This window comes from Pseudomonas sp. GL_091 (genome assembly GCF_057837725.1).
On the sequence record NZ_CM174451.1, the window covers coordinates 3,468,616 to 3,482,765 of the forward strand.

Consider the following 14,150-nt stretch of genomic DNA (forward strand, 5'->3'; position numbering starts at 1 on the left):
TCATTCGTTTTCAGGAGCGCCAGATGTCTGCAGGCAGTGCCAGCCAACCCCTGCGTCTACCTTCCATCGACAGTTTGTTGCGCCACCCGGCGTGCCGGCCGTTGGCCGAGCGCTATGGACGCGACGCCTTGCTGGCCGCCTTGCGGCTATTGCTGGATGAACTGCGCGAAGGGGTGCAGCAGGGTCTGCTCGAACCTGCAGAAGTCAGCGCCGACGTGCTGGCGGGCAGGATCGGCGAGCGATTGGCAACCCAGCATCGCAGCCATGTGCGCCGGGTGTTCAACCTCACCGGCACGGTCTTGCACACCAACCTCGGCCGGGCGCTGTTGCCCGAGGAAGCGATCGAGGCGGTGCAAATGGCCGCGCGCTATCCGCTCAACCTCGAATTCGACCTGCGCAGCGGCAAGCGCGGAGACCGCGACGACCTGATCGAAGGCTTGATTCGCGAACTGACCGGCGCCGAAGCGGTGACCGTGGTCAACAACAACGCCGCAGCGGTGCTCTTGACCCTCAACAGCCTGGGCGCGCGCAAGGAAGGGATTATTTCCCGGGGCGAACTGATTGAAATCGGCGGCGCCTTCCGCATCCCCGACATCATGGCCCGCGCCGGGGTGAAGCTGGTTGAGGTCGGCACCACCAACCGCACCCATGCCCGCGACTACGAGGCCGCCATCGGCCCGCGCAGCGGCTTGATCATGCGCGTGCATGCGAGCAACTACAGCATTCAAGGTTTCACCACGAGCGTGGCGACCGACGAACTGGCGCAACTGGCCCACCAGCATGGCTTGCCGTTGCTCGAAGACCTCGGCAGCGGCAGTCTGCTGGACTTGACCCGCTGGGGTTTGCCGGCAGAGCCGACGGTGCGCCAGGCCCTGCTGGATGGCGCGGATATCGTCACCTTCAGTGGCGACAAACTGCTCGGCGGACCACAGGCCGGGGTGATTGTCGGCCACCAGGAATTGATCGCCAGGATCAAGAAAAACCCGCTCAAGCGGGCACTGCGGGTCGACAAGATGACCCTGGCCGCCCTGGAAGCGGTGCTGGGTTTGTACCGCAACCCGGACCGGCTTGCCGAGCGTTTGCCGAGCCTGCGCCTGTTGACCCGGCCACAGGCCGATATCCTCGCCCAGGCCGAGCGTTTGCGGCCGGCGCTGGCCCAGGTGCTGGGTGACGGCTGGAGCGTCAGTGCCATGCCGGCACTGGGCATGATCGGCAGCGGCAGCCAACCGGTGGCGAGGCTGGCCAGCGCCGCGCTGTGTCTGCGCCCGCTGACTTCCAAGCGCTTGCGCGGGCGCTGGCTGTTGACGCTGGAAGAGGCCTTTCGCGCCTTGCCGATTGCGGTCCTCGGGCGCATCGACGATGACGCCCTGTGGCTGGACCTGCGGCAACTGGACGACGAGCCGGCATGGCTGGCGCAGCTCGATCAATTGCAGGTGGAGGGCCGGGCAGGGTGATTGTCGGCACTGCAGGGCACATCGACCATGGCAAAACGGCGCTGCTCCAGGCGCTGACCGGTCAGGCGGGTGACCGGCGCCGCGAAGAGCGTGAACGCGGCATGACCATCGACCTCGGCTACCTGTATGCCGAGCTGGAGGCGGATGCGCAGCTGACCGGTTTCATCGACGTTCCCGGGCATGAGCGCTTCACCCACAACATGCTCGCCGGGGCACAGGGCATCGATCTGGTGTTGTTGGTAGTGGCCGCCGATGACGGGGTGATGCCGCAGACCCGCGAGCACCTGGCGATAGTCGAGTTGTTGGGCATCCCCTGGGCATTGGTGGCGATCAGTAAGTGCGACCGGGTCGACAGCGCCCGGGTGCAGGTCGTGCGCGAGCAGGTCCGCACCTTGCTGGCGCCCGGACCCTATGCTGATGCACCGCTGATTGCGCTGTCGAGCGTGACTGGCGAGGGTATCGAAACCTTGCGCCAACAATTGCTGCAAGCCCAGCGTGAAGTACAGCAGCGCAGCACCGAAGGTGGTTTTCGCCTGGCAATCGACCGGGCCTTCAGCGTGGCCGGGGCCGGTATCGTGGTGACCGGTACGGCGCTGTCCGGCCAGGTCGCGGTGGGCGATACCCTGCTGTTGGGGCCACAAGGCAAACCGGTGCGCATTCGCGGCCTGCACGCGCAAAACCAGGCCGCCGACCACGCCATTGCCGGCCAGCGCGTGGCGTTGAACCTGAGTGCCGAACGGCTGGCCCTGGAACACATCCATCGCGGCCACTGGTTACTCGCCGAGGGCTTGTACGCGCCTACCCAGCGCCTGGACATCGACATGCAGTTGCTTGCCGGTGAACCCCGGGCTTTCGAACACTTTCAGCCGGTGCACGTGCACCTCGGCACCCAGGACGTCACTGGGCGAGTCGCCTTGCTGGAAGGCACAAGCCTGGCACCCGGTGGACGGATGTTTGCGCAACTGCTGCTCAATACAGCGGTGCATGCGGTGAAGGGCGATCCACTGATCCTGCGCGACCAGAGTGCCCAACGTACGCTGGGTGGCGGCCGGGTACTCGATCCGTTTGCACCCACCCGGCAACGCCGCAGCCCCGAACGGTTGGCACAGCTGGAAGCGCTGGCGAACAGCGCAACGCTGGAAGCTGTATTGCCGGCATTGCTCGCCCATAGCGACACAGGACTCGATCCGCAGCGCCTGGAGCGGCAGTTCAACCGACCGCGCAGCAGTTGGGTGTTGCCCGCTGACGTGCGCTTGATCGATACCCGTCAAGGCGCGTTGCTGTTCAGTGCCAGCCGTTGGGAAGCCTTGAAGGCCGCAGTGCTGGAGCACCTCGCACGCTTTCATCAGCAAGAACCGGATCAGATGGGGCCGGATCGGGATCGCCTGCGCCGATTTGCCGGCAGCACCCTGGAACGCCCGACGTTTATCAGCCTGCTCGATGAACTGCTGACCAGCGGCGCTATCGTCAGCAGCGGACCGTGGTTGCACCTGCCCGAACATCAGGTGCGCTTGAGTGAAGAAGATGAGGCCTTGTGGCAACGCTTGCAGCCGTTGTTCGAACAAGCCGGATTCGATCCGCCCTGGGTGCGCGACCTGGGGCATGATGAGGCAACCGTCCGCGCATTGCTGCTCAAAATGGCCCGGCTGGGGCTGCTCCATCAAGTGGTCCGCGATCTGTTTTACACCGACAGCATGATCCACCGATTGGCGGCTATGCTGTTGCAACTGGCAGACGCCAATCCGGTGATTCAGGTGGCGGCGTTTCGTGATGCGGTGGGCCTGGGGCGCAAGCGCAGCATTCAGATACTGGAGTACTTTGACCGTATCGGTCTGACCCGGCGTTTTGGAGATCGTCGGCAGATACGCCTGGACAGTGCGTTGGCCCAGCGCAATGAGCTCTGATTCACGGGCAAGAATTCAAGGAAGGCAATCGCGCCCGGTGGCGCGGCCGGGCTTCAAACCCGGTTGGGGACGGCATCCGTTCCCGGGCAGGTTCGACTCCGGCTGCCTTCCGCCAATCAACCCCAAACCTTCCGACTCAACCCAATCCCCTGTGGGAGCGAGCCTGCGCGCGATGGCAGTTGCTCGAAGCAACACATTGCCTCAAGGTCACCCTCTGCGGCAGGCGTTAGACGATATTCAGCCATGCGCGGTTAACATTCTCTGTTTGAATGCAGCTGGATCGAATGGGCGAGGTTTTCCGCTGGATTCACCTTCCCGAAGGGCGGCACGGATCGTTTCGAGTTCAGCGCTGCGCTCCTGTTCGCGACGGATCAGATCGCGAATATATTCGCTGTCGTTGGTGTAATGGCCCGCTTCTATCTGCGCTTTGATCCAGTTGTCTTGCTGGTCAGTCACAGTGATGGTTTTTCGTACGGTTCCCATGATTGGGCCTCCACGGAGATGGTCGACTGCGTGCAACCTATCATACTATTGGTGCGGTATCGAGCGGTCGGGCCTCTATTGCGATCCATCCAATCCCAACAGAAATTGCAGCTTTGCGGCAAGCCCGCTCCAACAATTGAATGCATTCCAAACATTGCCGAATGCTTTCCTCAGAACCCCAGCGGGTACTGAATCACTACATATATCCGGTCTATGTCATCACCTGCCTGCGCCTCATTGGCCCGGTGCGAAACGTGCGACACCTGCACCGACAGGTCCTTCGCCGCACCCGTTTGAACGATGTACTTCAAATCAATGTCCCGCTCCCAATGCTTGCCGCCATCCCCTTGTTGCGGTGCGAAGGTGCCGGTCGCCGGGTCAAACGGGTTATAGGCGCCGCCTTGCGGTGCATGGGTGCCGTCGATCTGGTCGCCGGTGACGTAACGGGTCATGAACTTCAGGCCGGGTATCCCGAAGACGGCCAGGTCCAGGTCGTAACGCGCCTGCCAGGAGCGTTCGCGGGCGCCGTTGAAGTCGGCGTACTTGATCGAGTTGGCCAGGTAGATGGAATCACCACCGACGAAATCGAACGGCGTATCACCGTCGACCTTCTGGTACGCCAGGGTAAAGCTGTGAGCGCCGAGCGTGTATCTACCGGACAGGCTGTACGCCGTGTTGTCGATGGCGCCGGCCAGTGCCTGGCCGGTGTCCCGGGTGTGATAGAGGTTGGCGTCGAGGAACACTTGGGACTGCTTGAAGTGCAGGTTGCCGTAGTACTGGTGCCAGGTATCGGTGAGTTCCGAAGCGTACAGGGCGCCACCAACCGGACTTTGGGTAAACAGATCGGCGCCGACAAACGAAATGCCGCCGGCCTCGGTATTGGCGCCATAACCGAAAAAGTTGCCCTTGCCTGAAGCACTGTCCTGATTCTTGAACGCCGTGAAGTGACCGGCTTGCAGGTTCATGCCATCGATTTCGCGGCTGTTGAGCAGAAAACCTGTGGCGTACTCCGGTTGCAGGCGTTTGTCCGCGGTGTCGAACACCGGGGATTCGACCTCCATTTCGCCAAATGCCAGGGTGGTGTTCGATGCCTTGAGCTTGATCGCGCCGCCACCGCTGGAGTAGTCGCTTTCGCTGCGGCCGTCACTGCCCACGGGCAACAGACCGGTTCCGGAATGGCCCTTGCCGCCATCGAGTTTCAATCCCACAAAGGCATGGGCATCAAGGCCGAAACCGACGGTACCCGGCGTGAAACCGGATTCAAAAGCGCTGATAAAACCTTGAGCCCATTCGGCCTTGTAGCTCTTGCCGGTCGGCGATGGGGATCGATAGTCGCTGTTCAGATAAAAGTTTCGGTTGAGCACGCCAAGCGTCGCGCCGTCCAGAAAGCCCTGCGCCGATTCATCCGCCACCGCGGTTCCGGCCGTGCTGGCGAGCAGCACCGATAACCAGAACGGGAATCCGGCCCTGAGTACTTGCGAGTCACACTTCATCAATCGTTCACCACAGGCACAGGGATGGCGGGTGATGACACACTGTAGGAGCGAGCTTGCTCGCGATGGTCTCAATAGCGCCGCGTTTAGCCAGCAAACACGCGTTATCGTTAAGGATCATCGCGAGCAAGCTCGCTCCTACAGGGTTCGCCCGCAGTCGTTAGTTTTTCCGAGAGCCTTAATGGCCTTCGGACGCGCCAAACATTGTCTTGGCGTAGATCAGGCCCAGACCGTAGGCACCACCGTTGGCAATCGAGGTTTTCACCGTTTCGTCGTAGGTCTCACTGCGGGCCCAGTCGCGTTGCAGTTCCAGCAGGTATTGCAGCGAGGTCATCGGCCGGGCACCGATCTGGATCATGCGCTGCATGGCCATTTCATGGGCTTCGGTGCTGACGTCGCCGCAGGCGTCGGCAATCACATACACCTCGAACCCCTGGTCAATGGCCGACAATGCCGGGCCAACGATGCAAACGGATGTCCACAGACCGGCGAGAACAATCTTCTGCTTTCCGATGGCGTTGACTTCCACGGCAATGCGCTCGTCTTCCCAGGTGTTCATGCTGGTGCGGTCGATCACGTTGTGTTCCGGGAACACAGCCTTGATTTCGTCGAAGATCGGCCCGGAAAAGCTCTTCTCGGCGACGGTGGTGAGAATGGTCGAGACCTTGAAGCCCCGCGCTGCCTTGGCTACCAGTGCGGCGTTGTTGCGCAGGGTGACGGCGTCGATCGACTTGGTCGCGAAGGACATCTGCGACTGGTGGTCGATCATGATCAGGGTGTGGTCGGTCGGGGTCAGCAGGGTTTTGCCGGGTACTGCCTTTGCAATGGCCATGACACTGTCCTTACGGGTGTGAGTGAGGACGTGATGGTTACGTAGATCGGGTCGGGAATATTGAATCGGTGTGCTGTCTTTGAGTCCTGCTGCCCAACTGGTTCATGACTACGTCGAAGCCGACGGATTGCGCATGCCTTGTGGGAGCAAGCTCGCTCCCACAGGGATTTGTGTTTAATCCGGTTCAGTTGGTTTTCACCACGGCCGGCGGGGTCCATTGGCCGTTGAGTACTTCGGACTCTGGCCAGTAAGCCCGGATGTACAGCGAAAAGTTGGCGTCCTTGGGCGAGGGCAGCCAGTTGCTTTCCTTGTCCTTGCCCGGCGATTCGCTTTGCACGTAGAGGGTCAGCGAGCCGTCAGGATTGGTTTGCAGGGATTTGTTCTTGGTGCCGATGGAGTAACGCTTGAGCTCGTTCGGCGAGAAGAAGTGCTGTTCGTTGTACAGCGTCAGCGACCAGAACCCCTTGACCGGCGGCAGCTTGCCTTTGGCGAACGTCACGCTGTAGCCGTACTGACCGTTGAGGCGCAGGCCGTTCTCATCCAGGTCCTGATAGAAGTATTTGGTCTCTTTCTGCTGGTTCACGAATATGTTCGAGCGCGCCACGGCAGTACGGGTGAAATAGTCGGTGCCGAACGCTGCGCCATTGCTCACGGTGCTCCAGTGATTCGGCAATTGCAGGCCATAGTTACGGAACTGCAACAGCGGGTCGATCACTTCGCTGTCGGCCTTTTTCGCCTCGTCGATCATCGCGGCGCGAAGTTGCGGGTCGGCCTTGGCGATGGCCGCGAGGGCGGCCATTTGCCCGTAGCGGGCTTCTTCGCCCGGCAATGGCTTGGCGTCCTTAAGCAGGGCCGGCAGTTCGTCGAAGAATTTTTCCGGCACTACCCATTTGGTTTCGGCATTGCCTTCAGAAGCCTGGGCCGGGAATTTCGGCAGCCTGGCCCAGTTGCGCTTCTTCATCTTGCCGTCGTATTGCGACAGCGGGTACATGTCGATGCCCGACAATGCCGGCTGCACGGCCTGGCGGTCGGCGGCGGTGTCGTCCTGGAACACCCGGGGGATCACGAACCCGGTGTTCGTGCGCGAGCGGTACACCCGTTTAATGCCGGGCGGCACCTTGCCGTTCCAGTCCGGGCCGACCAGCAGGTAGAAACCTGGCTGGGTGTTATACATTTTGCCCATCTCGGCGAAGCTGTCGGAGCGCAGGTCGACCACCTGATACACCCAGAAGCGGCCGTCGAAGTCCGGTACTTGCAGCACCACCGGCTCAAGGTCCAGGGCGATGCTGCCGGCGCCGTACACCACGTCCTGGTTCGGGCAGGCCACCAGCCGCTCGGCCGGGTCGATGTAGTCGCTGAGCATCGACAGCCGATTGATCGGCGCCACGGGTACGATGCCGCCCATCAAGCCAGGTTCGGGCAGGTCCTTGAAGGCCTGGCGACGATTGAAGATGTTGACCATCGGCCAGGCCCAGAAATACGCCTCGCGCGCCATCATGCGTACGTACGGCTCAGTGACTTTGGTGCCTGCGACGGGTCCTGCGACCGCGCTGGCGACGGTGGCTTCGACAGCGCGGCTCTGGGCCCCCAGCAGGGGAGTGGCGGCGAACGTACTGACGAAAGTCAAGGCAAGGAGGGCATTGCGCCGGGGCAAACGAATCATAGAGCGTCCTTTCTTGCTGGCGCTCACCTGTTGCAGGTGAGTTGCTGAAAAGATAGCTCATGTTTGCCAGCGCGATGACGGGAGGGCTGCTCCGATCGACCCTCAAAAAAAACGGCTCGTTTACTGAAACGAGCCGTGGCACTGAAGGTTGTTATTGGCGAAAAGCTTACGAATAGTGGATCAGCACTCAAAGATGATCCGCATCAATCACCGCCTTGGCGAACGCCCGCGGATCTTCCTGCGGCAGGTTATGGCCGATGCCGCCGGTGATCAGCCGGAACTCGTATTTGCCGGTGAAACGCTTGGCATAGTCTTCAGGCGCCGGGTGCGGTGCGCCGTTGGCATCGCCTTCAAGGGTGATGGTCGGTACGCTGATGGACGGCGCAGTGGCCAGTTTGTGTTCCAGCGCTTCGTATCGGCTTTCACCCTGGACCAGGCCCAGGCGCCAGCGGTAATTGAACACGGTGATGTCGACATGGTCCGGGTTGTCCAGCGCCTTGGCGCTGCGGTCGAAGGTGGCGTCATCGAACGCCCATTTCGGCGAAGCCAGTTGCCAGATCAGCTTGGCGAAGTCGTGGGTGTTTCTCTCGTAACCAGCGCGACCACGGTCAGTGGCGAAGTAGAACTGATACCACCACTGCAATTCCGCCTTGGGGGGCAGCGGGTTCTTGCCGGCCGCCTGGTTGCCGATCAGATAACCGCTGACCGAGACCAGCGCTTTGACCCGCTCCGGCCACAGCGCCGAGACAATGTCGGCCGACCGCGCACCCCAGTCATAGCCACCGAGCACCGCTTGTTTGATCTTCAGGGCATCCATGAAGTCGATGACATCACTGGCCAGCGCAGCCGGCTGGCCGTTGCGCTCGGTTTCTACGGACAGGAAACGCGTATCGCCATAGCCGCGCGCATAGGGCATCAGCACCCGATAGCCCTTGGCGGCCAACAACGGCGCGACCTCGTCATAACTGTGAATGTCGTACGGCCAGCCGTGCAGCAGGATCACCACCGGCCCGTTGGTCGGGCCAGTTTCGGCGTACGCCACGTCCAGTAGTCCGGCGTTGACATGCTTGAGCGGGCCGAAGGGCAAGGGCACCGCCTGCGTGGTCGCGGCAGGGGTCGCCGCTGGCTGCGCGGTGGCGGTCGTTTGCGCATGGGCCGCGCCGAGCACGCCGAACAGTGTCAGCGCGAGGATCGAAGGGCCGACCAGGTGGCGGCGAGTCTTGCCGGTTTTGCTTTTGTGCTGTGCCTTCTTCATGGGATGTCTCCATTACCAGCCATGGGTCAGGGGGCCGGTCTGTGCCCCTTCAAACCTTGCTTGCATTGAAACGCGGCAACGTATCTGGCCTGTGTCCAATCGTCGGCCGGATGAAAGTCTGTGTATCGAGATCTCGCATTGACACATTGTGATACATAGACATTTAGCCTGAGCTTCTTTTCAACTCGATCGAGACACATAAGCCGCGCTTGTTCGTCTCGTCCGAGAAACCCAGGCGCACCCGAGCCCCTGTACGCTCGGCGATGGCGTTGACGATGGACAAGCCCAGCCCGGAGCCTGATTCTTCGGTCCCCACGCTGCGATAGAACGGGTCGAACACGCGCATCTGCTCATCGGCCGTAATACCAGGGCCGGAATCCTTGACCTGAAGGATCACGGTGTCTTGCGCCAGCTCCACCGACAAGTCGACGCGTCCGCCACAAGGGGTGTAGCGGATCGCGTTGTCCGCCAGATTCTTGATCAGGATCAGCAGGTCCATTTCGTTGATGACGACCTGCACGTCTTCGGTACTTTCAACGCCGATGTCGATGTTCTTGCGTTCCGCAAGGGGCAACAGGTCCTCCAGCACCCTGCGATACACCTGATGCACCCAAACCGTGGTCTGCGGTCGCTCGACGTTCGATTGCGCGGCGGCCAGGGCCAGCAACTGATCGATCAGCTTTCTGCTGCGCTCTATGCCGCGGGACAGCGGCAGCAGGCGCTCGACGGCTTGCGTCGGCATAGGTGTGGCTTTCAGTCGCTCGGCTTGCAGCGACAGGGCGGTCATGGGCGAACGCAGTTCGTGGGCGGCGTCGGCGATGAAGCGACGCTGGGTTTCCATGGACTGCGCAACCCGCGCCAGCAAGCGATTGATGGCCACGACGAAAGGGCGGATCTCGGTTGGCAGATGATGTTCGTCGATCGGGTGCAGGGCCTGTTTGTCCCGTCGATCAATTTCGTCGGAAAGGGTCGCGATGGGGCGAAACAGTTTGCGCACCAGATCGCCCACCACCAGCAACAACACCGGAAACAGAATGAGAAACGGCAACAGGCTGTGCCAGGCGCTCTCGCGTGCCTCTTTGTCGCGAACACCGGTCTCCTGGGCGACGACGATGCGCTCGCCCCGGGCGGTGGTCCGGACCAGCGCGCGAAAGTCTTCGCCGGCGATACTCAAGGTCGACCAGCCATCGGCCAGCGTCGTGGGGAAGGGCAGCGGCAGGACGCTGTCGTCGTTATTGCCGACGGCTTTGCTGCTGTCGGTCAGGTATTGCACGATGACCCTGGATTCTTCGTCGTCGCCGGCGATTTTTTCGGCGGCAGGGTAGTGCAGTGTCATCTGTTGCCGATCGAACAGGACCGCCACATGACGCAGGGTTTCGTCCTGCATTTCATGGGCTTCGTCGAGGGCCGAGACGAACGCAAAAATCCCGGCCAGCACCGCCACGATCAGGATGGCCAGCGACAGCGCGACCGATAGCCGTACCTGCACCGAGTCGCTCAAGCGCTTTTTGAAACCATCCATCCCATACCCCTGACGTTCTTGATGACCTGGCTGCCCAGTTTGCGTCGCAGCGAATGAATCAGAAACTCCACGGCATTGCTTTCCACTTCATTGCCCCAGCCGTAGAGGCGGTCTTCGAGTTCGCTGCGCGAGAGGATCGCCCCCGGGCGGATCAACAGGGCCTGTAGCAGGGCGAACTCGCGGCTGGACAGTTGCACGTCGGGGCTTTCCGCCGTGCTGGCCTGTTTCGACACCAGGTCCAGCGCCACCACGCCGTTGTCCAGCAGTGACTGGGCGCTACCGCCTTTGCGGCGCAGCACGGCGCGCATGCGGGCCAGCAGTTCGGCCATGTCGAAGGGTTTGAGCAAGTAGTCGTCGGCGCCACCGTCGAGGCCGCGCAGGCGATCGTCGAGGCTGCCCCGTGCGGTGATGATCAACAGAGGCACCGGGTTGTTGCGGGCGCGAATGCTGTCGAGGACATCGAGCCCGTCCTTGCCTGGCAGCCCGAGGTCCAGCAGCACCAGATCGTAGGGCTGGGTCTGCAGCGCCGAGAGTGCGGTGAGGCCGTTTTTCACCCAGTCGGTCGCGTAGCTCGCATCACTCAGTGCGCCCTGGATGGCGTCCCCGATCATCGGGTCATCTTCGACCAGCAATATGCGCATGTCCCGCTCCGAAAAAAAGGCGCGGCGGTCATGACCGTCGCGCCTGTATTGAAGCACCTGTACCGGCGTTTGTCCGCCCGCTTATTACGCGCCTTTCATCGAATCGAAGGCGTTCATCAGCTCGTCCATGCGGGCCTTGCAATCGCTCTGTTGCGGACTGCTGGCGCGCAAAGCGTCGAGAGCGCGGTCAATGGCCTTGTCCACTACATGCCAGTCGCTGGCTGCGCGCGGCTTGATGCCTGCTTCGGCGGAGTCCCAGGCGCTCTCCAGGTCCTTGATGCGGGCTTTAGCACCAGGCAGGTCGTTTTTATCGACGATCGTGGCAACGTCGGCGGCGATGGTGCGGAACTCGGACAGGTCACCCAGTTTTGATCCGGACTGGGTTTGTGCACTCATCGCACCGGAGGACCCGCCCGCAGCGGGCTTGTCGGCGGGTTTCGAGCAGCCGGCGGCGATGCTGAGCAGAAAGATCGACGAAACCATGGCGACGTGACGAATGATGTGTTGAAAAGGGCGCATGACGATTCCTTGAAGGACTATTAAGCGTTACTGAGTGACGGGTTTGCGGTTGCCGACACTGATCTGCGCAACAGCGACCAGCAGGACGATGACGCACAGGAATATCGCGCTGGTCCAGGTGGCGCCCATGCCGAGGCCACCGTAGGTCTTGGCTTGGGTCAGCAAGTCGCCCAGAGAAGCACCGAACGGACGGGTCAGGATGTAGGCGACCCAGAAGGCCAGTACCACATTGGCGCCCAGGTGCCAGGCCACCAGGGTTGCGGCGAGCAGCGCGGCGAAAATCACGGCGCCGAGGGTGAAGCCCAGGCCCAGTGCTTCGGTGGCCAGGTCACCGGCTGCCGTACCGAGGGCAAAGGTGCAGAGCACGGTCGTCCAGTAGAACCATTCCCGGCGAGGGGTAACGATCTCGCGGATCGACAGGTTGTGTTCCATCCGATACCAGACTAGAAAGTTGAGTGCCAGCAGGACTGAAAACACGGCCGTGCTGGTGTACAGGCTGACGTCGAGAACGTCGGTCAGGATGTCGGTGAGCTGCGTCCCGACGATACTCACCAGCACCACGGTCAGCCAGTAGATCCAGGGCGAGCAGGCGCTTTTACGCATCTGTATGAACAGGGCGATGGCCAGCAATGTCGCCATGCCGAGGCTGGTCCAGCCCAGGCCGAGGCCGGCATCGACAGCGAGGAAGTCCGCGCCGGTTTCACCCACGGTCGTGGACAGGATCTTGATCACCCAGAATGACAGCGTCACCTCGGGTACTTTATTGAGCCATCCGGCTGTAAGGGGTTTCATGGGCGGGTTGCCTCTCCTGAGCAGCGCCGAAGTTGCGCAGGAGAGACGATACGCAGCGAAACTTAGCTGAGACTGAGGAGTGCGTGCGCCTGGCAGATCTGGAGCTGCTGCTGGCTCAGCGCCAGACGCAGGTCGAGGACCTGCAACAGCCGCGTGATAGTTTGCTGCACGAGCGCGCTAGGCCGTTCTGTAGCCGCCTCGCACCCATTCCAGGATCGCAGCCGCGTACTCTTGCGCACAGTCTTCCCAGGCGAAGTGACCGCTGTCGAGGAGCAAGGAGCGAGTTCTCGGCAACGACCTGTTCAGGACGTCAGCGTTTTCAGGAGGGACGAGAGGGTCGTGTGCCCCCCATATGCTCAGGACCGGGGTTTGAATGCTCGGGAGTGCTGAGTGCAGGATTGGAAGATCGGCAGGGTAGGCGCGCACATAGGCCATTGCTTCGATCAAGCGTTTGCCAGCCGAAGCGGCCTGATAGTCCTTCAGGGCCTGAGGCTCCGGCTTGGACTCCATCATCGAGTCAATCGCGCCAGTGACGAACGTCTCACCACTGATTTCTTCGAAGGCGACTGTCGATGGCGCGTTGATGATGTCCTTCAACGCGCCAGCCGTGAGCGCCGCCTCGACGGCGCCGCTGCCCACTACCAAGCTCTCGAACAACTCCGGTTGGGCCTGGGCCGCAAAAAGAAAAGCAGAGGTGCCAATGTCAGGCCCTACGGCGTGGACACGGTCAAGGCCGAGCGCCGCCAGAATCTTGGGAATGAATTCCCCCATGGCTCGGGGCGACATCAATTGCTGCCGGCCTTCCGAGAGCCCAAAGCCTGGCAGATCGAATGCAACCAGGGGCGCTTGCGTGCTGAGGATCGGCCAAATTCGCTGGAAGGCGTATAGGCTTTCCGGCCAAGGGCTCGTGAGTACGATTGGGATTCGTCCTTTACCTTCGCTACGTTGAAAGCGGATTTTCAAACCATCGACTTCGATGAACTTCATGTCGTCTGAGTTTATCGATTTAGTCATGACGTGTTCCTCGGGTTGCATGCAATATCCCTGTGAAGGGAACTTTTTGTGGTCATGCGATGGTTGCAGGCGAGCGCGCGTACTCGCGCAGCAAAAATCTTCGGCTGCTCGCCGAATACGACGCGCGCTTGGGCAGCTCGAAGCTCGCCCGCTGCGGGCGACAGAACGGGATTGGCCTTCGCCACCGTCATATTCCCACTCAGAACATCGTGTTCGTGTTGTTGGCCGTTTCCGGCACCGGCTGCAGCACGTCCCAGTGTTCGACGATCTTTCCATCCGCATCGAAGCGGAAGATGTCCACGCCTGCGGTTTCCTTGCCACCCCAATCCAGGAAGCGCACGTGGATAAAAGCCAGGTCGCCATCGATTGCAACACGCTTAACTTCGCACGCCACTTTCCCAGCCTGCTTGATGTAGCCGGCGATGAAATCGGTGCCATCCGGAAACAGCGGGTTGTGCTGGATATACGGACCAGCAACCAGACCGGCCAGCAGTTCGGACTCGCCCTGGTTGAAGACACGCGCGTAGATGGTGTCGATTGCTGCCTGAATGCGATCTCTATTCATGGTTCCACCTATT

General features: G+C 61.4%; 13 protein-coding genes and 1 tRNA gene. 3 read left to right on the forward strand and 11 right to left on the reverse strand.

Translation table 11 applies throughout. The features are described from left to right. Window positions 1-23: 23 nt before the first annotated feature. The 3 genes from selA (at window position 24) to AC3ITY_RS15845 (ending at window position 3,473) form a co-directional block, all read left to right on the forward strand. Window positions 24-1,454 (forward strand): L-seryl-tRNA(Sec) selenium transferase, encoded by a 1,431-nt coding sequence (selA, locus tag AC3ITY_RS15835; protein ID WP_489310574.1) that lies wholly within the window; start codon window positions 24-26, stop codon window positions 1,452-1,454. Then, entirely contained in the window at window positions 1,451-3,358 is a 1,908-nt protein-coding gene (gene selB, locus AC3ITY_RS15840) for a selenocysteine-specific translation elongation factor (protein ID WP_489310576.1), read from the forward strand. Before selA ends, selB begins: the two co-directional genes overlap by 4 nt. Window positions 3,359-3,377: 19 nt before the next feature. Continuing rightward, window positions 3,378-3,473: transfer RNA gene (locus tag AC3ITY_RS15845), tRNA-Sec, on the forward strand. A 122-nt stretch (window positions 3,474-3,595) separates the two neighbouring features. On the opposite strand, the gene AC3ITY_RS15850 is transcribed toward AC3ITY_RS15845, so the two are convergent. The 11 genes from AC3ITY_RS15850 to AC3ITY_RS15900 form a co-directional block, all read right to left on the reverse strand. Beyond that, window positions 3,596-3,841: a type II toxin-antitoxin system ParD family antitoxin gene (locus AC3ITY_RS15850; RefSeq protein WP_046043337.1), complete on the reverse strand. Its 246-nt coding sequence runs from the start codon at window positions 3,839-3,841 to the stop codon at window positions 3,596-3,598. Window positions 3,842-4,011: 170 nt separating this feature from the next. Further along, window positions 4,012-5,334, reverse strand: a complete 1,323-nt coding sequence (locus AC3ITY_RS15855; RefSeq protein WP_489310579.1) for an OprD family porin — start codon at window positions 5,332-5,334, stop codon at window positions 4,012-4,014. A gap of 178 nt (window positions 5,335-5,512) precedes the next feature. Then, the gene (locus AC3ITY_RS15860; protein WP_046043338.1) at window positions 5,513-6,166 is read right to left on the reverse strand and encodes a hydrolase; all 654 of its coding nucleotides are present in this window, start codon (window positions 6,164-6,166) and stop codon (window positions 5,513-5,515) included. 184 nt (window positions 6,167-6,350) lie between these two features. Beyond that, window positions 6,351-7,829: a DUF1254 domain-containing protein gene (locus tag AC3ITY_RS15865; protein WP_489310581.1), complete on the reverse strand. Its 1,479-nt coding sequence runs from the start codon at window positions 7,827-7,829 to the stop codon at window positions 6,351-6,353. A 187-nt stretch (window positions 7,830-8,016) separates the two neighbouring features. Beyond that, window positions 8,017-9,084, reverse strand: coding sequence for an alpha/beta fold hydrolase (locus AC3ITY_RS15870; protein ID WP_489310583.1), 1,068 nt, complete (start codon window positions 9,082-9,084; stop codon window positions 8,017-8,019). 163 nt (window positions 9,085-9,247) lie between these two features. Continuing rightward, on the reverse strand, window positions 9,248-10,606 hold the full coding sequence (locus tag AC3ITY_RS15875) for an ATP-binding protein (RefSeq protein ID WP_489310585.1): 1,359 nt from the start codon (window positions 10,604-10,606) through the stop codon (window positions 9,248-9,250). Beyond that, window positions 10,582-11,247 carry a response regulator transcription factor gene (locus tag AC3ITY_RS15880; protein ID WP_489310587.1) on the reverse strand — a complete coding sequence of 222 codons (666 nt, stop codon included), beginning with the start codon at window positions 11,245-11,247 and terminating at the stop codon, window positions 10,582-10,584. The genes AC3ITY_RS15875 and AC3ITY_RS15880 overlap by 25 nt, the downstream gene beginning before the upstream one ends. Window positions 11,248-11,331: 84 nt before the next feature. Continuing rightward, the gene (locus AC3ITY_RS15885) at window positions 11,332-11,766 is read right to left on the reverse strand and encodes a hypothetical protein (RefSeq protein ID WP_489310589.1); all 435 of its coding nucleotides are present in this window, start codon (window positions 11,764-11,766) and stop codon (window positions 11,332-11,334) included. 27 nt (window positions 11,767-11,793) lie between these two features. After that, window positions 11,794-12,558 carry a COG4705 family protein gene (locus AC3ITY_RS15890; RefSeq protein ID WP_489310591.1) on the reverse strand — a complete coding sequence of 255 codons (765 nt, stop codon included), beginning with the start codon at window positions 12,556-12,558 and terminating at the stop codon, window positions 11,794-11,796. A 177-nt stretch (window positions 12,559-12,735) separates the two neighbouring features. After that, on the reverse strand, window positions 12,736-13,572 hold the full coding sequence (locus AC3ITY_RS15895; RefSeq protein WP_489310593.1) for an alpha/beta fold hydrolase: 837 nt from the start codon (window positions 13,570-13,572) through the stop codon (window positions 12,736-12,738). A 199-nt stretch (window positions 13,573-13,771) separates the two neighbouring features. After that, on the reverse strand, window positions 13,772-14,137 hold the full coding sequence (locus AC3ITY_RS15900; protein WP_489310595.1) for a nuclear transport factor 2 family protein: 366 nt from the start codon (window positions 14,135-14,137) through the stop codon (window positions 13,772-13,774). Between the last annotated feature and the right edge of the window lie 13 nt (window positions 14,138-14,150).